This window comes from Crocosphaera sp. UHCC 0190 (assembly GCF_034932065.1).
Lineage (GTDB): Bacteria > Cyanobacteriota > Cyanobacteriia > Cyanobacteriales > Microcystaceae > UHCC-0190.
In genome coordinates, this window is record NZ_JAYGHP010000010.1 from 1 (window position 1) to 26,369 (window position 26,369).

At 38.0% G+C, this 26,369-nt stretch carries 30 protein-coding genes; 19 read left to right on the forward strand and 11 right to left on the reverse strand.

All coding sequences use genetic code 11. The features are described from left to right. Positions 1-126: 126 nt before the first annotated feature. Positions 127-357: a hypothetical protein gene (locus tag VB715_RS14435; protein ID WP_323301919.1), complete on the reverse strand. Its 231-nt coding sequence runs from the start codon at positions 355-357 to the stop codon at positions 127-129. A 78-nt stretch (positions 358-435) separates the two neighbouring features. Here VB715_RS14435 and VB715_RS14440 point away from each other — a divergent pair, with 78 nt between their 5' ends. Continuing rightward, on the forward strand, positions 436-1,032 hold the full coding sequence (locus VB715_RS14440; RefSeq protein WP_323301920.1) for a class I SAM-dependent methyltransferase: 597 nt from the start codon (positions 436-438) through the stop codon (positions 1,030-1,032). 60 nt (positions 1,033-1,092) lie between these two features. Here VB715_RS14440 and fabI read toward each other — a convergent pair whose 3' ends face one another. Next, a complete protein-coding gene (gene fabI / locus VB715_RS14445) occupies positions 1,093-1,869 on the reverse strand; it encodes an enoyl-ACP reductase FabI (RefSeq protein WP_323301921.1) in 777 nt (258 codons plus the stop codon). Between the two features lie 346 nt (positions 1,870-2,215). Here fabI and ntcA point away from each other — a divergent pair, with 346 nt between their 5' ends. From ntcA to VB715_RS14465, 4 genes are all read left to right on the forward strand, one after another. Continuing rightward, complete coding sequence (ntcA, locus tag VB715_RS14450) at positions 2,216-2,893, forward strand: global nitrogen regulator NtcA (RefSeq protein WP_323301922.1); 678 nt, start codon at positions 2,216-2,218, stop codon at positions 2,891-2,893. Positions 2,894-2,917: 24 nt separating this feature from the next. Then, positions 2,918-4,399: a DUF3084 domain-containing protein gene (locus VB715_RS14455; protein WP_323301923.1), complete on the forward strand. Its 1,482-nt coding sequence runs from the start codon at positions 2,918-2,920 to the stop codon at positions 4,397-4,399. Further along, positions 4,396-4,809: a pre-16S rRNA-processing nuclease YqgF gene (locus tag VB715_RS14460; RefSeq protein WP_323301924.1), complete on the forward strand. Its 414-nt coding sequence runs from the start codon at positions 4,396-4,398 to the stop codon at positions 4,807-4,809. Before VB715_RS14455 ends, VB715_RS14460 begins: the two co-directional genes overlap by 4 nt. A gap of 361 nt (positions 4,810-5,170) precedes the next feature. Beyond that, positions 5,171-5,371 carry a hypothetical protein gene (locus VB715_RS14465; protein ID WP_323301925.1) on the forward strand — a complete coding sequence of 67 codons (201 nt, stop codon included), beginning with the start codon at positions 5,171-5,173 and terminating at the stop codon, positions 5,369-5,371. 51 nt (positions 5,372-5,422) lie between these two features. On the opposite strand, the gene VB715_RS14470 is transcribed toward VB715_RS14465, so the two are convergent. From VB715_RS14470 to VB715_RS14490, 5 genes are all read right to left on the reverse strand, one after another. Further along, positions 5,423-6,166 carry a dienelactone hydrolase family protein gene (locus tag VB715_RS14470; RefSeq protein ID WP_323301926.1) on the reverse strand — a complete coding sequence of 248 codons (744 nt, stop codon included), beginning with the start codon at positions 6,164-6,166 and terminating at the stop codon, positions 5,423-5,425. A gap of 6 nt (positions 6,167-6,172) precedes the next feature. Beyond that, the gene (locus VB715_RS14475; RefSeq protein WP_323301927.1) at positions 6,173-7,825 is read right to left on the reverse strand and encodes a dynamin family protein; all 1,653 of its coding nucleotides are present in this window, start codon (positions 7,823-7,825) and stop codon (positions 6,173-6,175) included. A 55-nt stretch (positions 7,826-7,880) separates the two neighbouring features. After that, positions 7,881-9,959: a dynamin family protein gene (locus VB715_RS14480; RefSeq protein ID WP_323301928.1), complete on the reverse strand. Its 2,079-nt coding sequence runs from the start codon at positions 9,957-9,959 to the stop codon at positions 7,881-7,883. Positions 9,960-9,998: 39 nt separating this feature from the next. Next, positions 9,999-10,337, reverse strand: a complete 339-nt coding sequence (locus VB715_RS14485; RefSeq protein ID WP_323301929.1) for a hypothetical protein — start codon at positions 10,335-10,337, stop codon at positions 9,999-10,001. Positions 10,338-10,441: 104 nt separating this feature from the next. Then, positions 10,442-11,071, reverse strand: coding sequence for an SDR family oxidoreductase (locus tag VB715_RS14490; RefSeq protein WP_323301930.1), 630 nt, complete (start codon positions 11,069-11,071; stop codon positions 10,442-10,444). A 148-nt stretch (positions 11,072-11,219) separates the two neighbouring features. On the opposite strand from VB715_RS14490, the gene VB715_RS14495 reads away from it, so the two are divergent. After that, positions 11,220-11,963 carry a DUF1997 domain-containing protein gene (locus VB715_RS14495; RefSeq protein ID WP_323301931.1) on the forward strand — a complete coding sequence of 248 codons (744 nt, stop codon included), beginning with the start codon at positions 11,220-11,222 and terminating at the stop codon, positions 11,961-11,963. Positions 11,964-12,093: 130 nt separating this feature from the next. Beyond that, the gene (locus tag VB715_RS14500) at positions 12,094-14,451 is read left to right on the forward strand and encodes an ATP-dependent helicase (protein WP_323301932.1); all 2,358 of its coding nucleotides are present in this window, start codon (positions 12,094-12,096) and stop codon (positions 14,449-14,451) included. 74 nt (positions 14,452-14,525) lie between these two features. Here VB715_RS14500 and hemF read toward each other — a convergent pair whose 3' ends face one another. Further along, a complete protein-coding gene (hemF, locus tag VB715_RS14505) occupies positions 14,526-15,557 on the reverse strand; it encodes an oxygen-dependent coproporphyrinogen oxidase (RefSeq protein WP_323301933.1) in 1,032 nt (343 codons plus the stop codon). Between the two features lie 190 nt (positions 15,558-15,747). On the opposite strand from hemF, the gene VB715_RS14510 reads away from it, so the two are divergent. Then, positions 15,748-16,227 (forward strand): SRPBCC family protein, encoded by a 480-nt coding sequence (locus VB715_RS14510; RefSeq protein WP_323301934.1) that lies wholly within the window; start codon positions 15,748-15,750, stop codon positions 16,225-16,227. Here the strand turns inward: VB715_RS14510 and VB715_RS14515 are convergent. Beyond that, complete coding sequence (locus VB715_RS14515; RefSeq protein ID WP_323301935.1) at positions 16,224-16,652, reverse strand: hypothetical protein; 429 nt, start codon at positions 16,650-16,652, stop codon at positions 16,224-16,226. The genes VB715_RS14510 and VB715_RS14515 overlap by 4 nt on opposite strands. Positions 16,653-16,744: 92 nt before the next feature. Then, positions 16,745-17,323: a bifunctional adenosylcobinamide kinase/adenosylcobinamide-phosphate guanylyltransferase gene (gene cobU, locus VB715_RS14520; RefSeq protein WP_323301936.1), complete on the reverse strand. Its 579-nt coding sequence runs from the start codon at positions 17,321-17,323 to the stop codon at positions 16,745-16,747. Between the two features lie 114 nt (positions 17,324-17,437). Between cobU and VB715_RS14525 the strand changes: the two genes are divergently transcribed. From VB715_RS14525 to VB715_RS14565, 9 genes are all read left to right on the forward strand, one after another. Continuing rightward, complete coding sequence (locus tag VB715_RS14525; protein WP_323301937.1) at positions 17,438-18,388, forward strand: glycosyltransferase family 2 protein; 951 nt, start codon at positions 17,438-17,440, stop codon at positions 18,386-18,388. Positions 18,389-18,405: 17 nt separating this feature from the next. Beyond that, positions 18,406-18,996, forward strand: coding sequence for a hormogonium polysaccharide biosynthesis acetyltransferase HpsU (hpsU, locus tag VB715_RS14530; protein ID WP_323301938.1), 591 nt, complete (start codon positions 18,406-18,408; stop codon positions 18,994-18,996). 178 nt (positions 18,997-19,174) lie between these two features. After that, the gene (locus VB715_RS14535) at positions 19,175-19,858 is read left to right on the forward strand and encodes a salt stress protein, Slr1339 family (protein ID WP_323301939.1); all 684 of its coding nucleotides are present in this window, start codon (positions 19,175-19,177) and stop codon (positions 19,856-19,858) included. Between the two features lie 49 nt (positions 19,859-19,907). Beyond that, positions 19,908-20,486 carry a TerD family protein gene (locus tag VB715_RS14540; protein ID WP_323301940.1) on the forward strand — a complete coding sequence of 193 codons (579 nt, stop codon included), beginning with the start codon at positions 19,908-19,910 and terminating at the stop codon, positions 20,484-20,486. 9 nt (positions 20,487-20,495) lie between these two features. Further along, positions 20,496-21,089, forward strand: a complete 594-nt coding sequence (locus VB715_RS14545; RefSeq protein WP_323301941.1) for a TerD family protein — start codon at positions 20,496-20,498, stop codon at positions 21,087-21,089. 26 nt (positions 21,090-21,115) lie between these two features. Continuing rightward, a complete protein-coding gene (locus tag VB715_RS14550; protein WP_323301942.1) occupies positions 21,116-21,694 on the forward strand; it encodes a TerD family protein in 579 nt (192 codons plus the stop codon). Positions 21,695-21,881: 187 nt separating this feature from the next. Continuing rightward, positions 21,882-22,493 carry a class I SAM-dependent methyltransferase gene (locus VB715_RS14555; protein WP_323301943.1) on the forward strand — a complete coding sequence of 204 codons (612 nt, stop codon included), beginning with the start codon at positions 21,882-21,884 and terminating at the stop codon, positions 22,491-22,493. Between the two features lie 153 nt (positions 22,494-22,646). Further along, a complete protein-coding gene (locus VB715_RS14560; protein ID WP_323301944.1) occupies positions 22,647-23,225 on the forward strand; it encodes a glyoxalase-like domain protein in 579 nt (192 codons plus the stop codon). 64 nt (positions 23,226-23,289) lie between these two features. Then, positions 23,290-24,363, forward strand: coding sequence for a dipeptide epimerase (locus VB715_RS14565; RefSeq protein WP_323301945.1), 1,074 nt, complete (start codon positions 23,290-23,292; stop codon positions 24,361-24,363). Between the two features lie 309 nt (positions 24,364-24,672). Here VB715_RS14565 and VB715_RS14570 read toward each other — a convergent pair whose 3' ends face one another. Continuing rightward, positions 24,673-24,819, reverse strand: coding sequence for a hypothetical protein (locus VB715_RS14570; protein ID WP_323301946.1), 147 nt, complete (start codon positions 24,817-24,819; stop codon positions 24,673-24,675). Between the two features lie 75 nt (positions 24,820-24,894). Here VB715_RS14570 and VB715_RS14575 point away from each other — a divergent pair, with 75 nt between their 5' ends. Both VB715_RS14575 and VB715_RS14580 read left to right on the forward strand, forming a co-directional pair. Then, on the forward strand, positions 24,895-25,167 hold the full coding sequence (locus VB715_RS14575; RefSeq protein ID WP_323302083.1) for a Uma2 family endonuclease: 273 nt from the start codon (positions 24,895-24,897) through the stop codon (positions 25,165-25,167). 144 nt (positions 25,168-25,311) lie between these two features. Next, on the forward strand, positions 25,312-26,343 hold the full coding sequence (locus VB715_RS14580) for a DUF1611 domain-containing protein (protein ID WP_323301947.1): 1,032 nt from the start codon (positions 25,312-25,314) through the stop codon (positions 26,341-26,343). Positions 26,344-26,369: the final 26 nt, after the last annotated feature.

Sequence of the window (26,369 nt, forward strand, 5' to 3'; positions counted from 1 at the left end):
GGTTGAGCCGACAGATATTTTAACCCGAAACCTAGGGGCGCATCGCGTGGGCCCAAATTGCGCTGATTCCCATTATATTGGATAAGGGCGAACGCGGTTGAGCCGACAGATATTTTAACCCGAAACCTAGGGGCGCATCGCGTGGGCCCAAATTGCGCTGATTCCCATTATATTGGATAAGGGCGAACGCGGTTGAGCCGACAGATATTTTAACCCGAAACCTAGGGGCGCATCGCGTGGGCCCAAATTGCGCTGATTCCCATTATATTGGATAAGGGCGAACGCGGTTGAGCCGACAGATATTTTAACCCGAAACCGTAGGGGCGCAATTTGGGCCCAAATTGCGCTGATTCCCATTATATTGGATAAGGGCGAACGCAATTCGCCCCTACAGGATATTTTAACCAAAACCCAAAAACCTTTAAATAAACAACTATGAACCAATTACAAAATTCCATTATCACCTTTGATCCCAACTATAAATATGTTCTCCATGTCGGTTGTGGGCCAAAAAGAATCGAAAAACTGCATTCAACCTTTCACGGCCAAGAATGGAAAGAATTACGAGTAGATCTCAACCCGGCGGTACAACCTGATCTTATTGCTAATATTATTTCTATGCCCCAAATTCCCGATAATGCCGTTGATGCGATCTGGACATCCCACAATATAGAACATCTCTATGCCCATGAAGTTCCGATTGCTTTTAAAGAATTTTTACGCATATTGAAACCAGGGGGGTTTGTGTTAGCTACCATGCCAGACTTACAAAAAGCCGCCGCTTACATTGCCCAAGGAAAATTAGAAGAACCCATTTATCAGTCTCCTGCGGGGCCAATTTCTGCCCTAGATATTTGCTTTGGGTTTGGGGCATCTATTGCCCGTGGTAACTATTTTATGGCTCATAGAACAGGTTTTACTGTGGCCACCCTGCAACAGAAGTTCATTAATTGTGGATTTGAAAACGTTAAGGTAGAGAGCAAAAATTTAGACCTTTGGGCAGTAGCGCATAAACCCCAACCAATCGTTTAATTATTATTAATTATCTGTAGGGGCAAAATTCCCTTTGCCCCTACATAAAAATCAAGGCTTTTACATTCCCATAATTTCGTAACCTGCATCCACATAAATGATTTGTCCAGTGATCCCACTAGCCAATTCACTACACAAAAAAGCGGCGGTATTTCCTACTTCTAATTGAGTTACCGTGCGTTTCAAAGGGGCCACATTTTCCACATGACGCATCATATCTAAAATGCCCCCTACCGCAGAAGAAGCTAAAGTACGAATAGGGCCCGCAGAAATACCATTCACCCGAATATTATTAGGGCCTAATTCCGCCGCTAAATAGCGCACACTCATCTCTAAACCCGCTTTAGCCACTCCCATCAAATTATAATTAGGGATGACCTTTACGCCCCCTACATAAGTCAAAGTGACAATACTGCCCCCTGAGCTCATCAAAGGTTTAGCATATTTAGCCATATTAGCCAAAGAAAAGGTACTAATTTCCAGAGACTGACTAAAAGCTTCACGGGAAACTCCACTAAAGTCGCCCCCTAACCCTTCCTTATCTGCAAAAGCCAAACAATGGATTAAAATATCTAACTTTCCCCAAGTATCGGCCACTGCTTGGAAAGTTTCAGCCACCTGGGCCTCATCTTGGACATTACAAGGCACAAAAATCGAGGGGTTAAGGGGTTCAACCACATCTCTGACTTTCTTTTCAAAACGTCCTTTTTCATCGGGTAAATAGGTAACACCGAGGTTAGCCCCCGCTTTATGGAGTTGTTGAGCAATTCCCCAAGCGATCGAGCGATTATTGGCAATTCCTGTAACGAGCGCGTTCTTTCCGGTTAAATCTAACATAGTCTTCTGGACAATTGGACAAGTTTTCTAAGCATTACGCCCCCATTATGGAAGATGGGTGGCTATAATCATTGACATAACGAGGGATCTATTATCCCAATAGGAACATTGTGAAGCAAAACGTAGCAAAAACCCTTGAAGATACGTTAAAGTGTTGTTTCTATCATGAACTTATAGCGGTGTGCAGTTGGATGAGGTACCATATACAGGTTTTAAAACCATTAACTATAAAGGTTTTACTTCTGACTTCTGTACGGGCGCAAGGCCTTGCGTCCCTACGACTTCTGCCATATCACCCCTTGGTGTTTTCAAACCCCTTATTTTTCCGGTGTTATATTAAAGTGTGATGGAAATATCTGTACCACAGGATAAACCTCTAGCAGCCGTTTTTCGCCGCATTGGTGGCGGCCCCTATCCCCCTGTCGTAGAACCCTTTGAACGGGGGAAAACGATCTTTTTCCCTGGTGATCCCGCCGAGAGAGTTTACTTTTTGCTTAAAGGTGCGGTCAAACTCTCCCGTGTCTACGAAGCAGGGGAAGAAATTACCGTGGCCTTATTGAGAGAAAATAGTGTTTTTGGGGTACTTTCCCTAATTACCGGCCAACGCTCAGATCGCTTTTATCATGCAGTGGCCTTTACCCCGGTAGAATTATTGTCTGCCCCCATTGAACAAGTAGAGCAGGCCCTAAAAAATAATCCAGATTTATCGATTTTGATGCTTCAGGGGCTGTCTTCTCGGATTTTACAAACAGAAATGATGATTGAAACCCTCGCTCACCGTGATATGGGTTCCCGTTTGGTCAGTTTTCTGTTAATTTTATGTCGGGACTTTGGTGTACCGACTCCTGAAGGGATTCGTATTGACTTAAAATTGTCTCATCAAGCGATCGCTGAGGCCATTGGATCTACCCGTGTGACTGTCACTCGTTTGTTGGGAGATTTACGTCAGGAAGAAATGATTTCTATTCATAAGAAAAAAATCACCGTTCATAATCCTGTTGTCCTTAGTCAGCAATTTACCTAACATTCTTCTCAATGTTAAAAGCGAATGACCAGTGCTTATATCCTAATTGCGGCCGTTTTAATCTTAGGAGGCTTAATCGCGGCATTGGGCGATCGCTTAGGCACCAAAGTTGGCAAAGCTCGACTAACCATTGGTAATCTTCGTCCGAAACAAACGGCGATTGTTGTTACTGTCTTAACCGGAACCCTGATCGCCGCTTCTACCTTTGGGATTTTATTAACCTTTAGTAAATCTCTCAGAGAAGGATTATTTGAACTCGATGAAATTCAAAAACAATTACGGGTTGCTAAAGCTGATTTAGAACGGTTTGCCATTGATAAAAAGGATATTCAACAAAAATTACAACAAGCAAAAACGGAACAAAATACTGTCCAAAAAAAATTAAACTCAACTAACCAAAATTTTGCAAAAGCGAGAAAACAACTCAAATCTGTTTCAGATCAAGCCCTAAAATTACGGACAGATATTACAACTTTGCTTAAGGAAAAACAAGCCCTACAACAAAATAAAATTGAACTCGATCAAGAAATTAAAAGCTTACAAGTAGAAGTCCGCAAACGAGATGAAGCACTCAAACAAGGAAAGTCTCAAATTGCTTCCCAAACCCGCATTTTAAATGAACGACAAACCCGCCTCAAAAATTTAGAAACCCGTCTCCAAAGTTTAGAGAAGCAACAAAGTACCCTCCAAACAGAAATTGATAACCGAGATACTAAAATTGTTGAACTTGATCAAGCTATTAATCAAAAAGATATTGTCCTCAAAAATAGAGAATCTCAATTAGAACAGTTAGAAAGAGAATCCGCTTATTTACAAAAACAAGTAGAAATCTTAGAACAATATTATCAAAATTATCAAGATTTAAGAGAAAGACAAATTGCCATTGTTCGTGGTCAAGTTTTAGCCATTGGTGCAGTGCGTATTGTCGTCCCCAAAGCAGGTAATCAAGTGGTTGATGAACTCCTCAGACAAGCCAATAGAACGGCGATTCAATTAGTAGGAAAAGAGGAAATTAAACCCGATGAAAGAGTAGTCCAAATTACCCAAGCACAAGTAGAACAATTGATTAACCAATTACAAGATGGTAAAGAATATGTTGTGAGAATTATTTCGGCGGGTAATTATGTTAAAGGGGAAAAAGAAGTGCGTGTCTTTGCTGATGTTGTTCTCAATCAAAAGATTTTTAGTGAAGGAGAAACTATTGCCACTGTTTCCATAGATTCTTTAGCATTAACGGAAGAAAATGTGCAAAAAAGACTTGATTTATTGTTAGCTGCAACTCAATTTCGCGCTCGTCGTGCAGGAGTCATTGGTAATATTCAAGTAGGAGATGGTCGCTTAAAAACTGTTATTGATTTTATTGAAAGAATCAAACAATCTGAGGAAGGATTAGATGAACTAAAAGCAGTTACTATTGAGGATACCAAGACCCTCGGCCCTCTAAAAATAAGATTAATTGCCATTAAGAATGATGAAATTATGTTTGAAACTGAAAGTGAACCATGAACAAGGAAAAATTATCAATAATCTTAGGATTTGATCCTGGCCGCGATAAATGTGGGATAGCAGTAACCGATAATCAAGGGAAACTTTATTATCATGAAGTTGTTGAATCTAACCAAGCGATGACAACTCTAAATTCTCTATCTCAACAGTTTCCCATTGAATTATTAGTTATGGGTAATCAAACCACATCTAAACATTGGAAAAAACAATTAGAACAGGAATTTTTACCCTCTATTCCGATTATTATGGTAGATGAACGCAACAGTACCCTAGAAGCCCGCGATCGCTACTGGGAAATGTATCCCCCCAAAGGGTTAACAAGCTTAATTCCTAAAGGAATGCGGGTTCCCCCTCGTCCCGTTGATGATATTGTCGCTATTTTATTAATTGAACGATATTTAAGGAAATAACTTAACACTTGTTGAGCAATTCCGCATAACTTCCCTTGAGTGACATCTATTAGTCAGTAGAAGCAAAAGACAAGACAAACTCAGAGGATAAACCAATGCAAACTAAACAAATTAAATGGAAAAAGCTGCTCTTATCTCTTCTTTTCTGGTTATTAACTGAAATCTTCCTCAACTTTATAGGTTTAGACAACTTAGCTGACTATAGCGAATTTATTCATCACCAAAAATTCATCGCCGTTTGTAGTTTCAATTGATAGTTATAAGTTTTAATTCCTTATTGTCTTTTGCTATGATTATTAATTGCTATAATTGAACTAGGGTGTTCTTTCTCCGAAACCTAAATTAATGAGAGGTAAGAACCATGAACGAAAAATGGTATTTAATGCTATCTGGTGTAATTTTTGCCTTAATTGGCTTGTTTCACCTAATCAGAATCCTCTTTCACTGGCCAGCAATTGTAGGAACCTCAAGCATTCCCTTTGCTATTTCATTCATTGTTATTGTGGTAGCAGGGGTTTTAGCATTTTGGGCGTTCCGTCTCTCTCGAACAGTGATTTCGTAGCTTAACAAAAGGGGAGTTTAATACCACAAAACCTGATAACTCCCCTAATTTTCAATCTCTTGAAAAAATCGATTGCAAAAACTTAGTAATTTCTCCCCAAGCTAAATCTGTTGCTACCGGATCAAATCGATAACCATCATCTCTCATAAAGGTATGATTCGCTTTATAGGTTATCACTTGATGAGAGACATTAGTTTGTTTGAGAGACTCTATAATTAATTGTCTTCCTTCTTCGGGAACATGGGGGTCTTCTGTGCCAAAAATCAATAGAACTTGCCCTTTAATTTCACTCATTTTTGCTAAAGAATTTGCTTTTTCTCGTCCCAATTTACCATTATGAATTCCGGTGGGATAAACACAGACACTTGCTTTTATTTCAGGATTAAATGCCGCCCGAAATGCCAAATGTCCCCCAATACAAAAGCCCATCGTTCCAATTTTTTCAGAGATAACATTTTCCTGTTGACTGAGAAAATCAATCACAGCATTAGCATCTTGATCAAACTCTGATAATGCAGTTTTTCTAGCTGCTTCATTCCCTTGAATTCGTCCTAAATCATTAGGTTCAATAACTGTTCCTATTGGTAATAAACGATGGTAAATTTCAGGGACAGCTACTACATATCCATATCCCGCTAAATGATCCGCTAATCTGGTAATTGGAGTACCTAATTGATAGATATCTGAATAGAATAAAATCCCTGGATATTGACCCGTATTATCAGGACTGGCCATGTAGATTCTCATGGCGTTATCATCCACAATAATGCTAGTATTTTGTCGTTTTATCTGCATAAAATTTTATTTTTCACTATTAAAATATGGTTGATCAAGCATAGCCAAAACATCATTTAATAATTGTAATTGATGAGACAGTTGAGTCATTTCTACAGATTCTTTATTTTCAGTCAAGATCATAATTTTTTCTGCTTGCTGTTCATATTGACGTAAGCTTAAAAATGCTTGTTCACTAAAACGAGTTAAATACTCTTTTGCTATTTCATTATAACTTATTTTATCATGAGAATTCTGTTGAGATTCTTTTTGTTCTGTTTTAGTTGTTGTTTTATTCAATAAATAACTTGCACCCCCTAAAACTGCTGCCCCCACTGGCCCACCTAATACCCAACCAATTCCTGTGGGGACACCAACGGCAGCAATATCATCAATATCTATAGATTTTTTTTGTACCTTTTCTATTGCTGGTGGTGACATTTTTGGCATTTCAGGAAAACTAATTATTAAAGGGTTTAAGGGTTGGTGTTCAAAAAATTCACAGGCTTTATCAACCCATTCCATAATCATAGTTTTATAAGCTAAAATCTTGCTTTCAAACTCATTCTGGTGCCACTGTTTAAAGTTTCTTTTTTCTAAAGCGAGGGACATTTCTGTTTGATAATTAGTTAATATTTTGGGTAAATATAGCCAACTTTCAAACTCAGATAGACTACGTTGAAATCCTTGTTTAATAATTTTGATAGCTTTTTTTTGAATCTCTATTTTTTGCTGCTCTTTCTCTAATTTTTTAGTAAATATTTGTTGTTTATCTTCCGTTATGATCTTTAGTTGATTACGAATTTCTACAAGACGAGAAATGCGGAAAGATAAACTTTCTTTTTGAGTTGTGACAATACTTTGTAAAGCTGATTCAAAAATTGATAATCCCGTAGTTTGTGCAGCAGAATTATCTCCTTTTAATCTTGCTCTTAAAGCAGGTAAAGCATCAACGCGATATAAATTACTGATTCCAGGGGGCAAATTTACGCGAAAATTTTCAGCCACAAAACGAAGACGATGATACACTTCTTTTTGGTCTTCAGACTCTAATAAATTGAGAAAATTAACAACTAAAACAACACTATTAATTCCTCTATTTAGTAACCAATCTCTAAAATTTTCTCTTTCTCCTAATGTCATTAATTTACGACCATCAACCACTTGAATGATTAAATCTGCTGTTAATAGTTTATCTTTGACTAAATTATCTTGTTCTTCTCGATCATTTGTTCCAGGTAAATCTATAAATTCTACCCCCATTTTTAATAAGGGATGCTCACAATAAACCTCAACAGACTTTACATCATCCCTCATATATCTTTGATCATTAAGAATGGCATATTTTTTGAGAATGTCTGTACCTTCTTCACAGATTATTGTGCCATCTATTAAGGTTATTTTTGTTGATAATTTTTCCCCATATTTAACATAAATTGCTGCTCCCGTAGTAGGAATTAAATCAATGGGTAAAGTTTTATTCCCTAATAAAGCATTCAGTAAGGTGGATTTTCCATAATTAAATGGGCCAAAAACAGCGATACGAAATGTGGGATTTTCTAGATAATTACACAAAGATATAATATCTTTTTTTAGCTGAGAAGTTTCTTCAATCTCTAAAATATCCAGGGCTTTTTTAAAGGCATTACTAACTTGTAGAAAATTTTTAGATTGTTCCATTTTTATTACTCATAATCCTGTAGGGTGGGCATTGCCCACCTTACGTTTATTATCACTAAGAAACCGTTGTTAAAAAGTTTTGATAAACTATCTCAATACTTTGAGATTCGCCCTTAACTTCTTGTTCTAATTGTGTCAATCTTTCGATTTCCTTTTCTTGATTAATTTCATGGGATTCCTTTTGTTTGACTAAATTGTCTAACTCAGACTTGCGAGATTGAATGTCATCATTCATCCTTTCAGTAATCTGTTTTTCATAGCCATCAAAACACTCTTTAATTGCATCATACACCCTTGGAGACTGTTCTTGAGCAATTTTAGGTAAATGTTTAATTAACTCTTTCTTAGCCACTTTTACTAATTCTTTACGAGCTTGATCTGCTTGTAACATTCCCACGCCAAACCCTAAGAAAGCTAAACTAATTGGCCCTAAAATTATCCCAGTTAAGGCAGTAATAATTGCACCTACACCGAATACAGTAATAAAGTTAAGAATGATGTTTTTCCAATCAAAACCTGCACCGGCCATGGCCACTCCTGCAATATTTCCTCTCGCTAAAGAAAAGATTCCTGCCGCCCATTTTGCCCAACTAGGTGAGTGATCACCTTGAGAAGAATCAGAGATATTTGGTAAGGTAGTTCCTGTTAATTTTTCTGTAATTCTATCCGTAACTTTGGTATAAGAATCGCCGTAACTTGTGGCAATGTTAGAAAGTTGTAAAAAAGCAGAATCCATTTCTTTTTCAGCCGTTTTACTCCAATCAGCTATCCGATCACTAATATATTTTTCAAAGGCTTGTCTTAATTCTTGTTCAAAGGCTTCTCGTTTTCCACTGGATAAGAAATCAAGGAAATTTAGGTTAGGTTGATAATGGGTAAAATCAGACTCAAAGGTATTTCCTAGATTCAATACATAGTCACGAAAAGAATCAGCAATAATTCTGGCTTTTTCATCTCTAATTTCTCTAATTTCTCCTTTAAATTGCTCCTGAATTTGATTCAAAATTTTAAATTCAGGTTCGACTGAATTAATTTGTATTTTTAATTCTTCCACATCTTTTTGTAATAGGGGAATACGACGTTCAACCGCTTCCCTCACATGACTAGATGCTTGTCTTGCTAAGGTTAATGCTTGTCGAAATTCAGCGATCGCTCTTTCTTTCGTCAAAAAAGTATTAAGAGCCATTAAAAAAGCAGAAAATCCCGTATCTTTAAGGGGAGCATCAGGATTTTTTAAACGTTGTCTTAAGGCAGTTAAAGCGGAAATTTCAAAGACTCGCTCATCATAGAGATTATAACCATCAATCTGACAATATTCTGCGAGGTTAGCATGAAAAACTTTTCTTAATTTTCCCTCAGCTTCGGCTAACTCGTCGGGGTCATCTGGATCAATTAAACTTTCCTTAACTTGATCCCAAGCATTAATTAAAAAGAAAATACTTAACCCTCGATCTTTAATATAATTTTCGAGATAACGACGCTCTCCTAAGGTACAAGGTTGAGAAGCTCTCATCACAAACAAAATGGCATGACAATTATTAATATATCCTAAAGATAATTCATTGCGGGCTTCTGTATCATTAAGTCCAGGACTATCGACAATTTCAATCCCTTTTTCTAATAAGGGTAAGGGATATTCAACCACCGCATAATCTACAGTGGGAAAGGCTTGTTTTTTTTCCCTTTCTAATTGTTTTGCTTCTGAGGGATCGATGGTATAACGGTCTTTAAAGGTCTTATAATCAATCTTTTGGGGGGATGTTCCATCATTAAAGTAAACTGTTACCTGCTTCTCTTTTCCATAGCGAACAATAGTTAATAAAGCGGTACAAGGATTAACATCACTTGGCAATAAATTTTCCCCAATTAACGCATTTAAAAAGGTACTTTTTCCCCGCTTCATATCTCCTAAAACTAACAGACGGAACACACATTCCCGTAAATTTTTACTGACTTTACTGAGATCTTCAATATCTCGATGAAGTTCTAATTTACCTGATAGATTTTCTCCGAGAGATTCCCCTTTTTCTAAGGTATCGGCAATTTGAGTTAAATGAGAAGAAATCTTAGAACGAACCTGACTAACCCGTTCGAGATCTTGGAGTAAAATAGTTGTTTCAGTGTGAGTCGTCATAAAAAAAGCCTAATCAATGAATAAGAACAAAAATAATCTTTATTTGGCGGAGTTATCGCCTTCTATAAAGAGCTTATAAGAAGCCCAAGAAATAGCCCCAATCATGATCCCCAAAGCTAACCAAGAGGCAATTCTAATGGCGACAAAAACCGTTACCATTAGGACAAAACACTTGGCAATTAGGATTATTTTTCTTGGCCAAGCTTTTCCTTTTTTGGCCGTTGGCTCATTTTTTTGGGTTTGATAAAGGGGTGGTTCTTGCGCTTGACTTTCTCGAAAAATTTCCATTTCTAACTCTCGCAAGCGCAATTCTTGTTCCTTTTCAAACAGTATTTTTTCTCGCTGATCTAAATCTGGATTATTTTCGCTATCTATCATTAGAGATGAGGAACCCTATAATTTTTAACTTTGACAAACTTAGGGTTCCCAAAAATTACGGATAAATAACACCAACCCTCAAACAACTTAATGATTGATTATTCTTAACCCTTAACGGCTTCAGATTTCGTAACAATTTCCAGAATTTGCTTATGAGCCTCTGAATTAAATAGAGAATCTACGCAAACCTGGGCCACTTTTTGTCGAGGAATACTGCCCTCAAACAGCGTATCCTCGGATGACATCAAAATCGGCTCTGAGTTATCTTGATTCTTAAGGCCACCAGGTCGGACAATTGTGTAATTTAAGCCACTGTTTTGAAGGTAAGTTTCTGCCTGTTTTTTCCAAAATAAAACCAACCAAAAAAGATTTAAGGGATGAAAAAATTGAGAAACACAGAGAGAAGAAACTAACACAAACTGTTCAATTCCTTGCGTTTTAGCGACGTTGACCAAGTTTTTTGTACCTTCATAGTCCACCTGATAGGGGCCGCTAGGATTAAGACTCGGCCTGGCACCAGTAGCACAGAGTAAAACAGTGCAGTCTGCGATCGCCTTTGTGAGACTGTCGGAGTTAAGAACATCACCCACCACTAACTCCGCTTCCGGGGGCAAAATTTGTTTCCCTAAGTCTAGATCACGGACTAAGGCCTTGACAGGAATCTGACGCTTAACTAATTCCTGTACAATGCGCCTTCCCGTTTCTCCTGTGGCTCCTGCGACCAATGCCTTCATCGTCACACTCCTGATAGTTGATTTAGAATCGATAATGTAACATTTCTTTATTGTATAAAGTTATATTACTTCCGTCAGCGTTCAGGAGTTTGATCCACCTACTATCACACCCACAGTCAACCGTAAACTAAACTTTCAGGGAATCGTTATGCAGTGTCAATGGCTCAATAATTATCCAAATGACCTTTCTGATGAGTCTTTAGAGCAGATCTCAGGGAAAAACAGTTCGGAACAACTCGAAGGGACTCCGGTTCATTTTCAAACCCGGTTTATGGGATATATGGAGATGTACAGCGATGCTTCAACGGTGGCCGACTATCTCAATGCTCATCAGGGTTGGTTTTGTCGTTGTGCTGCCCCGATGAAAACCCAAGCCATTGGCAATAACGGTTATATTTTAACGGTGGGACGATTTGGTTCTTTTGGTTATGACCTTGAACCTAAAATGGCCGTTGTCTTGGAACCCCCAGAAAATGGGGTTTATTTGATGCACAGTATTCCTATTCCTGATGAACCCAATTTAGGCTATGAAGTGGATTATCAAGCATCTATGATAATTAGAGAAATTCCCTCTGACTTCAGACAGTTTGAGTTAGAAAAAGCCTTTAAAAAACACAATATTGCTCAACTACCGGAAAAAATTACCAAAGTTGAATGGCAGTTAGAAATGGATGTGGCGGTTCAATTTCCCAAATTTATTCAGAAGCTACCTTTATCGATGATTCAAAAAACGGGCGATCGCTTATTAACTCAAATTGTCCGTCAAATTTCTCCCCGTCTGACTCATAAGGTACAGCAAGATTTTCATGTAGGACAAAATCTTCCCATTCCCCCAAAAAACAGCCGTCATTTGGAAAAGATTGAGACAATGGAGGAAGAAATGGCAGCATAATATACTAAAACCTATTTCCAATGCGTTTTAAGTAGATGGTTATAAGTAAAAGTAGGGTGGGCATTGCCCACCCTACACTTTTGTTCGCTACACTAAAAGAACTAATCTTGACCCTTCAATAACGATTACCTTGAACGATCAAATAATAACGGAAGAAGATTATCAACTGAAGAAACTGCGAGATAATTTACGTCCTGGACAACAACAATTAGCTGACTGGGAAGGGGGTAAAGTGGCGGTTTCTGCGGTACCTGGGGCGGGAAAATCCCATAGTCTTTCTGTCGCTGCTGCTATGGCGATCGCACGTTATCAACTTCATCCCAGAAAACAGTTAATTATTGTTACTTATACCCGTTCCGCAGCAGCAGGAATTAAAGCCAAAATCAAGGAACGTCTCAAAGAATTAAAACGCCCCCAAACGGGGTTTATGGTACAAACTTTACACGGTTTAGCCCTCAATATTGCCAGTCGTCATTCTGACTTATCTCAACTCAATTTAGAGACATCAACGGTTATTATTCCTACCCCAAGTCATCGGGTAATTAGAACTTGTGTCGAAAAGTGGATTAATCTTAATCCTCGTCGCTATCAAATCTTATTAGAAGGGTTTGAATTTGATGGAGAAGAAACGGAAAGATTACGCCGTCAATCTGTGTTAAGAACAGAAGTTTTACCCCAGCTTGCCCATACCATTATTCGAGAGGCTAAAAGTTCAGGACTGACGGCGGAACAAGTGTGGAAATTAAGTCATTTTACCCCAGATAATTATGACATTTTAGCTATTGCTGCGGGGTTATATGAACAATATCAAATTGTCATGCGATCGCTGGATTTTATTGATTATGATGACATGATTTTGGGGGCGTTAAATGTCTTAGATAATACCCAGATTCGTCAAATGTGGCAACAACAAGTCTTTGCTGTTTTTGAAGATGAAGCACAGGATTCTAGTCCCTTACAAGAACGATTAGTTTCGATTTTAGCTGCTCAGGAAAACAACTTAAATAATGAACCTAATTTAATTCGGGTAGGTGATCCTAATCAGGCGATTAATTCAACCTTTACCCCTGCTGATCCTGTCTATTTTAATTGGTTCTGTGAAACCTGCAAAAACCAAGATAAATTGGCGGTTATGAACCAAGCAGGGCGTAGTAGTCTGATTATTATTGAGGCGGCTAATTTTGTATTACAATGGGTTAATAAACAATGGGAAATTGAAGCCTCAAAACTCAAAGAAAAGCGTTTAGAAGAAAGAACTCAAGAAGAAAAAAAAGAGGTTATTCCTTTTCGTTTACAAAATATAGATCCTGTCGATGAAAATGATCCTCAACCTGATGCAAATCCTGATCCAGTTGGAGAAGGATTAGAACTTTATCAACCGGATGATATTTATCACACTGTTGAATTAATTCGTCAAAGAGTCATCGAATTATTAAGCAAAAATCCTGAGCATAATGCGGCTATTTTAGTCAGAGAAAACCGTCAAGGTCGTTTCATCGCAGAAAGTTTAAAAGAACTGCCAAAATCCCATAATATTAGGGTTTATGAAGTGGGAGAATCAGAAAGATTTTCACAAATTCCCCAAGAAATTTTAAAGTTACTGCAATTTATTGATCGCCCCCATTCTCCCGATTATTTAAAAAGTGCTTTAGAAATTTTAGAAAAACGGGGTTTAATTGCTGCCCAAGATTTGAATGCTTTATCTACTTATCCCGAAAATTTTCTTTATCCTACGCCCCTAATTCCCGAACAAAAAAAACAAGTTTTAGAAGCTCGTAAATACTGTTGTAATCTACTACAAGCAAAATTAGAATTGCCCGATTATCAAGTGATTCCCTTTTTAGGAATGACCTTAAAATATACAGGGGCAGAATTAGCCACAGTCCAAAAACTTTCTGAGAGAATTGCTCAAGAATTAATCGGCAAAAATTCCCTAAGAAACATTATTAATACTCTCACAAATATTGTTAATTCAGAACAGTTTGAAGGAGTGGAAGAAGATAATGATGATCGCTATACAAGGGCCAATCAAGTTACAATTATTACGATGCACAAATCCAAAGGATTAGATTGGGATTATGTCTTTCTTCCCTTCCTTCATGAAGATGTTTTACCTGGTAAACCTTGGGTTCCCGTTTCCTCTCAATTTTTAGGGAATTTTACCTTAGCAGAAGTGTCTCGCGCTCAAATTCGTGCTGCTGTTCATAGTCAATATATTAACCCAGAAGAAACCCCGAATATTCCCCAAGCTTTAGACGCATGGGAAGAAGCACAACAACTAAAAAAAGCAGAAGAATTTCGTCTTCTTTATGTCGCAATGACCAGAGCAAAACGTCTTTTGTGGATGTCTGCGGCCAAGCAAGGGCCTTTTCGTTGGAGTGTTTTTAAAGGAGATGGAACAGTAAATTTACAAGCTAAAATTCCTTGTCCTATTTTACCAATATTAATGGAAAGATTTCCGCAATCAGTTATAGAATATTTATTCTGAGAAAAATGATTTAGGATTGTTATAGTTAAAAATTAAGTTTTATTGAGATAAGGTGGGCAATGCCCACCCTACGTTTAAGCTTGCCAATTTGCCCAATCTTGCGGTTTTAAGAATACCTCATATAATTCAGATTCTGGGGTATTGGGTTCAGGAGAATAACTGTATTCCCAACGAACTAAGGGAGGTAAAGACATTAAAATTGACTCAGTGCGTCCATTAGTTTGTAAGCCAAAAATAGTACCGCGATCGTATACTAAATTAAACTCAACATAACGGCCCCGTCGATATAATTGAAATTGACGTTCTCTGTCTCCATATTCAAGATTACGGCGTTTTTCAACAATAGGAAGATAGGCCGGTAAAAATGACCGTCCACAGTCATTAACAAAGGCAAATAAATCTTCCCAAGTACGGGGTTCTGAAGCCGGAAGTTGATTACTATAGATAGCAGCTTCTTGATCAGGATGAGGGCCACGATATAAGGGGTCATTACCATCTTGATAATCAAAGAAAATACCGCCAACCCCACGCATTTCTTGACGATGTTTCAGATAGAAATATTCATCACACCAAGGTTTAAATACAGGATAATACTGAGGATGATGTTTGTCACAAGCTTGCTTGAGGGTTTGATGAAAATGGGCCGCATCTTCAGCAAAGGGGTAATAGGGAGTTAAATCAATACCTCCCCCAAACCACCAAACCGGCCCCGCTTCAAAATAGCGATAATTGAGGTGAACAGTGGGAATATAGGGGTTACGGGGATGGAGTACCATAGATGTTCCCGTCGCATAGAAACCATGGCCCGCAGCTTCAGGACGCTGTTTTAAAATCGAAGGAGGTAATTCTTGTCCCCAAACCTCAGAGAAATTTACCCCACCTTGTTCTAACAAATTACCGTCTCTGAGAACGCGAGAACGGCCGCCGCCCCCTTCTTCCCGTTCCCAACTATCTTCTTGAAATTTATTACCTCCATCTGCTGCTTCTAAACCGTTGCAGATTTCATCCTGGAGGGTTTTCATAAACTGACTCACCCGTGTTTTTGCATCAGCAGGGGGGACAGAAGCGGTCTGAGGGGTAGTAAGATCGGTTGTTAAAGGGGTCATAATCTCGATGTAAGTCTGGTAAATAGAACCATACAGTGACCAGTCACAAAGTTCTCTTTAATCAATCTACGGCTTGCTTGAGTCTTTAAGCTAGACTTCAAAATGTATCTTAATATTCCAAGACTCCCCAGGGGATGGTCGATCCTTTACAATAATAAACTTGCCGGAGCATTCTTGCGGGAGGCAGATTGTGATCCTCAATTTTTCGTTAAAGTTAATTTTTGCTAAAGGTAAATTGTTATGCAGTTTTTCCCTTTATAAGCGATATCGCGCCATGAGTACGGCACCTGCGGACGTACTTTGGCACAAATTGATCGATTTAGCAGATGTTTCTTGGCATCCTTTATTCTCCAAAACCAATGTTCCCTTGGGACTCATTGCTAAACCGGGATTAATTTATCAAGTTGTGACCCGTTTAACCCCTATTCCCATTCGTTTGTTTGTGGAAAATGTCCGTCCTGGAGAGTTATTAAGTCTTCGGGTGTTGACTATTCCTGGGATGGAACAAAAGATTACTTATCACGTAGAATCGACTCTATGCGGTACTTATATCTCTTACTCTGTGACCCTGAGAGGGTGGTTATCTCCGGTCATTTGGTGGCTAATTAAACCCTATTCTGCCCGTGTTGCGACTGAATTGGCCAATGCAGCAGAACGTTTATTGGCTTAGTTTTCGTCTTCTTGGTCTTTGAGTCGTTCTCGTAAGCGATGTAAATGCTTGGTACTGTCAACAGGAAATCTAGGAGATGGTAGTTCGTTGTTGGGCCAACCTGATAAGTCAAAACAGGTACAAACAGAGTCAATGACACCAGCAACGGCCATAGGAATGGGTAAATCACATCTGGGACAGTCGATAATATCCCAAGCGGGACTTAATAATTCTTGAATGGTTTGTTGTGTCCCTTCTAAATAGCAGTCAGCATCTGTGAAAAGAATTTTTTGCCAACATTGTTCAAATTCTGCGGAATAATTATTTCCGGCAAAAATCTTCTTCGGACACAGGGTTTCTCGTCGTTTCGGGAATTTTACTCCTTTACCCAATTGAAACCAATGGGCCAGATATTTTTTAACTTGTTCTTGGGATGCCATACTCATAAAATTTTCCGGATCACTCAACTGATCCCATGCTAAGTTTTACTCTTACCTTGTCATAGGTGGATTATTGATCATTGAGAATTCAGGATGTTTTAATATCCTTCTGCTCCTACCTTCTTTAAAGGTTGCCCCAAAACACTCAAATTTAAGGCGTGTCCCCCGACTACTAAATAAACTGTATCAGCTAAGGTTCCTAATTGACGGGTTAAATGACCCAAGCGATCGCGGAATTGTCGTCCCAAGGGATAAGCAGGAACTACTCCCCACCCTGTTTCTTCCGCCACAAAAATCAGATCCACAGATGCTTGTTGTACACTGTTAAGTAATTGGATGGTCGTCTCTTGCCAAGTGGCCTCATCTGCTTCTAACCCATTAGCAACCCAGGTTCCCAAAGAATCAATTAATAAACACTGAGGGGAAACCCCTTGCTCAATGGTGGCAGCAAGGGCATAAGGCACAGAAAGGGTCTGCCATTCAGGGGGCCGACGACGGCGATGATTTTCCAGACGAGTTTGCCATTCGGGATCATCGGGATTTTCTAAGGCCGTCGCCACATAAATAATGGGTTTGTCCAACTTTCTAGCGAGGGTTTCGGCCCATTCACTTTTACCCGAACGAGCAGCCCCGGTGACTAGAATAAGGTGTTGAGGAGAAACTCTTTGCTGAATCATTACAATTTATTAATATAATGGAGCAGTGGGCAACCCTGTCCAGTTTTGTCTTTCTTGTCGATGATGTCCTTTACTGCTTGACATCCATATTAACCCTTAACTCCCTCTGTGCGAATGTCTACAATGACTGCTAAAATACCCGTTTCAGTCCTCATTCCTGCTAAAAATGAACAGCTTAATTTACCCGCTTGTTTAGACAGTGTGGCCAGGGCTGATGAAATTTTTGTGGTAGATTCTCAAAGCAGCGATCGCTCGGTTGAAATTTGTCAACAGTACGGCGCAACTGTGGTTCAATTCTACTTTAACGGACGTTGGCCTAAAAAGAAAAATTGGTCCCTAGAAAATCTTCCCTTTCGTAATGATTGGATTTTAATTGTTGACTGTGATGAACGCATTACCCCTGAATTATGGGACGAGATTGCAGAAGCAATTCAAAACCCTAATTATAATGGATATTACCTCAATCGTAAGGTGTTTTTCTTAGGAAAATGGATTCGTTACGGCGGAAAGTATCCTGATTGGAATTTACGTCTCTTTCGTCATCAATGTGGACGCTACGAGAATCTTCATACGGAAGATATTCCCAACACAGGAGATAATGAAGTTCACGAACACGTCATTTTAAAAGGTAATGTGGGCTATCTAAAACAAGATATGCTCCATATTGATTTTCGAGATATTTTTCATTGGTTAGAAAGACATAATCGTTATTCTAATTGGGAAGCACGAGTATATTATAATATTTTAACCGGACAGAATGACAGCGGCACGATTGGCTCTAATTTGTTTGGTGATGCTGTTCAACGAAAGCGGTTTCTTAAGAAAATTTGGGTCAAATTACCCTTTAAACCTTTATTGCGGTTTATTTTATTCTATTTTATTCGTTTAGGCTTTTTAGATGGTCAGGCCGGTTATATTTATGGCCGGTTACTCAGTCAATATGAATATCAAATTGGGGTAAAACTCTATGAATTACGCAATTTTGGGGGGCAATTAAATGTTTCGACTGATCCTGAACCTACTCCCCCAAAATCCTTACCTGAACCTGTTAATTTAAGCTCTTAAGTTTTCCTGGTAAATCAATGGAATCCGATCCAAAGTTTTCTCCGATTCTTGATGCTAACCCCTGGGTAGATTTGCGTCAATATGATCAGTCTTGGTTTGAGCGGGGTCGTCCTAGCTGGTATATTCTGCTTTGGTGGTTTATACAATCTATCGCTTTCCCCTTAAGTTTACATAATGCCCATGGATTTCGTTGTTGGTTATTGCGCTGTTTTGGAGCAGTAATTGGTAAAGGGGTTGTGATTCGACCAACTGCCCGTTTTACCTATCCTTGGAAGGTGACTATTGGGGATTATAGTTGGATAGGGGATGAAGTTGTTTTTTATAGTTTAGATTCGATAGAAATTGGCTCACAATGCGTCATTTCTCAGGAATGTTATTTGTGTACGGGAAGTCATGATGTTCAAGATAGAGCCTTTAAATTAATCGTTAATCCGATTAAGATTGGTAATGGTGTTTGGGTAGCCACAGACTGTTTTATTGCTCCTGGGGTGCAAATTGGGGCTAATGCAGTGATTGGGGCCCGTAGTAGTGTGTTTACTGATATTCCAACCGCACAGGTTGCCTGGGGAACTCCCTGTCGTCCCCATTATCCGAGAATAATGAATTAAGGGACTTGTTGCTAATTCTAAAGAATTGTTGAGAGAATTATTAAGAAGATAAAATCTAACTTAAAGATTATGGCTTTTCTTCTTTGATTGTGTCATAATAACAAGTAATAAAATTAGTGTAAGGCTTAATTTTTAGCAAACTTTATCACTGTTTAAATTAGAATTAACAGGCTTAAAAATGATTAATTCTTCTCAGGAAAATACCAATATTAACAATCTACTCCATCAGATTAAATTAGAGCAGACCAATAAAAGAAGCTCTCCAATTCAAGAATCTGACTTAGAGCATCAGTCAGCAGACAATTTACTTAATCAACTTAAATCTGAGTTTCAAAGCCAAAAGGAACCACAAAAACCAACCCTTAAGTCTTCTCAAGAAAGTGAGCAAATTTTAGTTAATTTAAAACAACAATTCCAACAACAAACTAAGGTTAGACCTTCTCAAGAAAGTGAGCAAACTTTAGTTAATTTAAAACAACAATTCCAACAACAAACTAAGGTTAAGCCTTCTCAAGAAAGTGAGCAAACTTTAGTTGATTTAAAACAGCAATTCCAACAACAAACTAAGGTTAAGCCTTCTCAAGAAAGTGAACTAAGCTTAGTTGATTTAAAACAGCAATTTCAACAAACAAAAGAACAACAAAACCAACAAGTAACGAAACACAATCAAGAAGAAATACGCTATGCTGAACAGAGGAAACAACAACAAGAAAAATTATTGAATCGCCAAGCACAAAAATGGTTGGATAACCTTGATAAATATTCCGATGAAGCCCTTTGGTTTGAAGAATTTGCTCGCAGTTATTCTTCTCGTTTGGAGGCTGCAATTGAATATTTAGCTATCTTAAACACCCCTTGTTAGTAAACTCAAAAAAAGACAATCTTAGCTACGAATTGTAAGGAAATAAATTATGGCAATTTCACTCAATAAAGGTCAACGGATTTCATTAGATAAAGCACATCCTGGGTTAAAAGCTGCCTTTGTTGGGTTAGGATGGGATGTCAAACAAGTTGATACAGGAAAGGATTTTGATTTAGATGTTTCTGTGTTTATGTTAGGAGCAAATGAGAAATTAATTTCTGATGAACACTTAATATTTTATAACAACTTAAAAAGTCCCGATTCTGACCATTCAGTGGAACACATGGGGGACAATTTAACGGGAGCAGGAGAAGGGGATGACGAAGTTGTCTTAGTCAATTTTACCAAGATTCCTGCTGATGTTCAAAAATTAGTTTTTGTCGTTACAATTCATGAAGCTGACCAACGAGGACAGAACTTTGGACAAGTTGAAAATGCCTTTGTGCGCTTAGTCGATGTGCAAACCAAAGAAGAAGTGCTACGCTATGATTTAACTGAAACCTATTCAATTGAAACAGCACTTATTATCACAGAAATTTATCGAAAAGATGGGGAATGGCGCATGAGTGCTATTGGTTCCGGTTATCAAGGGGGTTTACAAGCCATTCTCAATCGCTACTATAACTAGGATAAAAACATGGCAATTAATCTTAAAAAAGGACAGCGCATTTCTCTCAAAAAAGAAGCCCCAGGATTAACCAATTTAATGTGTGGTTTGGGTTGGGATGTAGCCCAAGGAGGCGGATTATTTGGAATTTTCAAAACAGCCGATTTTGATCTCGATGCCTCTCTATTATGCCTTGATTCTCATGATAAACTAGAGAGTAAATCCGATATTGTTTACTTTGGGAATCTTCGTCATCCATCAGGGGCAATTACCCATTTAGGGGATAACTTAACTGGGGCAGGTTCGGGAGATGACGAGCAAATTTTAGTGGATTTACCTAAGATTCCTGAACGCATTATTAAGCTTCTTTTTGTGGTAAATATTTATGAATGTATACAGCGACAACAAGACTTTGGAAAAGTGAGGAACGCCTTTGTTCGCTTGGTGGATTTAAGTAACAATAAAGAAATTGCGCGATATAGTTTATCAGGAGAAGAATATCAAGGAAAAACGGGGATGATTTTAGCAGAAGTCTACCGAGATAATAACGAATGGAAAATGGCTGCAGTGGGAGAGGGAATTACTGTTAATGGGTTGCAGACCCTGACTAACAATTATTATTAAATCACATTAAAGAGGTGTAAATTATCATGGCAATTAATCTGAAAAAAGGACAAAAAATTTCCCTAGAAAAAGCCTCCCCAGGGTTAGAAGCTGTTTTTGTTGGCTTAGGATGGGATGTTAAAAAAGTTGACACAGGCAAAGACTTTGATATTGATGTCTCCGTCTTTTTATTAGGAGAAAATGAAAGATTGCTGTCTGATGAACATTTGATTTTTTATAACAATAAAAAAAGTCCTGATTCCCATCATGCAGTAGAACACATGGGGGATAATTTAACGGGTGCAGGGGAAGGAGATGATGAGGTTGTTTTAGTTAATTTAACTAAGATACCTTCTGAGGTTCACAAATTAGTTTTTGTCGTAACCATTCATGAAGCTGACGCAAGAGGCCAGAACTTTGGACAAGTAGAAAATGCCTTTGTGCGCCTCACAGATGTCAAAACAAAAAATGAAGTATTGCGCTATGATTTAAGCGAAGATTACTCTATTGAAACTGCTTTGATTATGGCAGAAATCTACAACAAAGATGGAGAATGGCGCATGAGTGCAGTGGGTTCTGGTTATCAAGGTGGGTTACAAGCTATCGTCAACCGTTATTATGGTTAGTTTTCCCGAACCTAGGATGTACAAAATTAAAAATGATAGACTTAAGCCCTTCTGGGTTTAAGCTATATAAACAAACCTTACCCCAAGCTTTTATTAGGCTGTTTATACAGCCTAAGTGCTTACATCATAAGGTAATAGCCGCCTATATAGTTGTTAATTTTAGTAAGAATTTCTCTTGAAAATTTTTATGACCGAACAATTTTTTGAGCAAAAATCATCTTTTTTTGACCGTTGGGCCCCTAATTATGATGTTTTATTCACGACCATCTTTTATCAATCAATTCACAAAAGACTCCTATCTTATGTTAGTTTACCCCATCCCTATCAAGTCTTAGATTTAGGCTGTGGGACTGGTCGCCTTTTAAACCGTTTAGCTGCCCAATTTCCAGACTTACAAGGAACGGGAGTAGACTTATCACCTCAAATGTTAAAAGAAGCCCGTCAAAATAATCAACATCATCCTCGTTTAATTTACACTAAAGGAAATGCTGAGTCCCTTCCTTTTGCAAATAATCAATTTGATGCTGTTTTTAATACCATTAGTTTTCTCCATTATCCCAACCCACAACAAGTCTTCTCTGAAGTCAGTCGAATATTACGTCCCCAAGGACAATTTTACCTCGCTGATTCTACCCTAGGAAATGTCCGTTCTATTCCTTTTTCTCCTGGAGGTATTCGCTTTTATTCTCCCCAACAACGGGAAGATTTTGCTCAAAATGTTGGGTTACAATGCAAGGGACACTATTATTTATTAGACAGAATTATTCTTAGTCTTTTTAAAAAACCTAATCTTGGTTAAAAAAGACTAGCCATCTTTTGCCCTTATATGTAACAATAGATTAAATTCAAGCATAAAACTTGACATCTTTGTGTTTTTTTGCATTCCTTGAGTCTAGGAATGTACCCTTTGTAGTAAAGTAATACGAGTTAAGCTCGTGTTTGTGCGTTGTCTATGGCTATCGTGACACAATTAACCCTTACTTCTCTTTACCTGGGGGCGTTTTTGCCCATTGATAGTATCTTTTCCACCCAAGGCATCATGGTGATGCTTTTGGCAGCCTACGGGTTAGCGATGTGGATGTTTTTGACCAGTGCGCCGAAAGTTTATACCGTCATGGTATCAGATTTGGAGGTTGCACGACAATTTTATGAAGGTTTATTGGAATTGAATGTGGCTGATGTTCCCCTACATTACTATTACAATTATGAACAAACTTTAGGCACAGCAGGTATTGACCCCTTGTATATGTCTGCCACCCCAACGGTGACGGCAACCACTAATTTAGGTGCAAGAGAGGGGCTTTGGTATCAGCTAAAGAAAAATACTCAACTACATATTATTACAGGGGCAAGTCATGGTTATAAAAATCGTCAACGCCATGTTTGTTTTGATAGTGAATGTTTAGAAGAACTGTTATTAAGAGTAGAATCAAGACGGCTAAAATATAAAGTACGTCGTAAAAAACCGCTTAATTTTTTAGTCAAGGATCTTGATGACAGAATTATTGAAATGGTAGAAGTTAAAAATTAGATAACCTGGTAAGGTGGGCAATGCCCACCCTAAGCGACAATTTTAATGGGGTTTAATTACTTTAATGCGCCTAACCATTCAAGCTTTTACTGTTCATAAACGTTTCCCTTTAACGATTAGTCGGGGAACTACTGCCCAAACCACTAATTTATGGTTAAAAATAGAATCAGATGGCATAGAAGGATGGGGAGAATCTTCGCCCTTTTCTGTGATTAAAGAAACTAGCACAAATTCCGAAATATTACAACAAGAGTTAACACAAATTATTCCTATTTTAGAAAAATTTAGCCCCTTAGATCGGGAAGAAATAGAGAAGATTTTAATTGAAAGTAACCTTAATTCTTCTCTCCGCGCTGCTATTGATACTGCTTTATATGATTGGTTAGGAAAAAAGGTTAATTTACCTTTATGGAAACTATGGGGATTAAACCTTAATTCCATTGTTCCCACTTCTGTAACTATTGGTATTAGTTCCCCCGAAAAAGCCGTAGAAAGAGTGAGAAACTGGCTTAATTTTATGGATGCTAAAGTATTAAAAATTAAGTTGGGTTCCCCTGATGGAATAGAAGCAGATAAGGCGATGATTTTGGCAATTCGTAAAGAAAGTCCTCATATTCCTTTAACGGTTGATGCTAATGGGGGATGGAATTTAAAAGATGCTATTTATATGAGTGATTGGTTAGTAACTCAAAATGTCAAATATATTGAACAACCTTTAGACGTGGGAGATGAAGGAAACTTACCCCAATTATATGAGCGATCGCCTTTACCTATTTTTGCCGATGAAAGTTGTTTTAATAGTGAAGATATTATCAAACTTTCTCCCTATATTCATGGCATTAATATTAAACTAATGAAGGCCGGAGGATTAACAGAAGTAATGCGAATGATTGCTATAGCTAAAGCTTGTAAATTACAAGTTATGTATGGTTGTTATTCTGATAGTAGTTTAGCGAATACTGCTATGTGTCATCTCGCACCTTATGCTGATTATTTAGACTTAGATAGTCATTTAAACTTGATTGATGATCCTTTTGAGGGTGTTACTTTACAAGCAGGAAAGTTAATGTTGAATAATTTACCAGGATTAGGGGTAAAATTGAGCAATGGAAATGATAACCAAAATCTATCCTTTTAAGATTAGGATATCACAAAAATAGGGGTCAACAGCCCTTGACTCCTACCATAACCTGAATGTTTATTGCTGACAGGAATGAAATATTAGGTGTACCTCATGAGTCCGAGAAACGCTATAATATTCTTGCCAAGACCAGAAATATTGATTTTTGTCATAAAACTTTACATATAATCCTACTGCACCGCCGATCTTGTCAATTGGGTTGAGGTAAAGAATAAATCTTATTCTAACGAAGAAGGAAATATAGGGTTTATCTATATATTTTAATCTTAAAGATTCTGTTAAAACATAATCTGTTGTGTAAACTGATTATCCATAAAGTTCTTGATCAATATTTTTAGCCAAAGAACCATGAAAAACCGCCCCAATAAACTTAGATAAAGGATCATTGTCGCCGTCAGACTGATTTATCTTACCTTCTTCAGATTCTAGTGTCTGAATTGATAAATCATTCAAAAAACGCAAAACTTCCTGAAGTTGAGAATCAGGTAAATCATTAACGATGATAATAATGATCCAAACGCTTATGAAATTGATTTTCCAAAAGTTATTGTTGAAGTTTTATCAGAATCAACTGAAAAATTTGATCGGGGTCAAAAATTCCAACTTTATCGCACTATTCCCAGTTTACAAGAATATATCTTAGTCAGTTCTCAACAATATTTAGTGGAATGTTTTCGACGTACAGCTAATAATTTATGGCTGTTAGAAACATACGAGAATTTAGAGGTGATCGCTCATATTGAAAGTTTAGATATTGAGGCTCCTCTCTCAGTTATTTATGCCACGCTTGAGCTTAGTTAAATGAAAAAAATCAAAAAATTTTTCCTAAAAAGAACATTAATATTTACCTAAGTTATCTGAGATAAATATTACAATAAACTTGAGATATAAATTAAGAAAAAATCAGTAATTTTTATCTAAAAACTAGATAAGGAGTAAACTATTGTGCATTTGACAGCTAATCATCGCGTCGCTATCTTACTTCATGAAGGAATCAAAGGCACTCATGGGAAAACAGGATTAGCTTATTTACGTTACGGACAAGCTTCAATAGTTGCTGTCATTGATGCACAATGTGCGGGTGAATCCTTAAAAGAGGTAGCAGGTATCCCCAAAGATATTCCTATTGTCTCCAGTGTACAAGCAGCCTTAGCTTATGATCCTGATGTATTATTAATCGGGATTGCGCCTTCTGGGGGGATTTTACCCGATGCTTGGCTAGAAGAAGTCAAACAGGGAGTTACCACAGGGTTATCCGTTGCCAATGGGTTACATACCCCTTTAAAGCCCTATTTTGATAGTTTACAACCTCAACAATGGATCTGGGATATTCGCAAAGAACCATCGGGGTTAGGTATCGGGTTAGCTAAAGCGCGATCGCTTGCTTGTCATCGCATTTTAACCGTTGGTACTGATATGTCCGTTGGAAAAATGTCTACTAGCTTAGAATGCCATGCTGCTGCCCAAAAACAGGGAATTAAGTCTAAATTCCTGGGAACGGGACAGGGAGGAATCATGATTTCTGGGGAAGGTATTGCCCTAGATGCAATTCGCGTGGATTTTGCGGCCGGGGCCGTGGAAAAGATGGTATTAGAAGCAGGAAATGACTATGATGTGTTGTGGATAGAAGGACAGGGTTCTTTATTGCATCCAGGTTCAACCGCTACCTTACCCTTAATTAGAGGCAGTCAACCTACAGGATTAATATTAGTCCATCGAGCCGGACAAACCCACATTAGACAAGATTCTCATGTTGCTATTCCCCCCTTACCAGAAGTAATATCACTTTATGACAGTGTTGCTAGTGTTGCGGGTGCGACAGATAAAGTTAAAGTGAAAGCGATCGCCCTTAATACTTTTCATTTAGACACAACTGCGGCACAAAATGCCATAGAAACTGTTAAAGATATGACAGGACTTCCTTGTACGGATGTGGTTAGGTTTGGGGGAGATTATTTGTTAGATTATCTTTTTTGACTCTCTGTAGGGGTAATTGATGAATT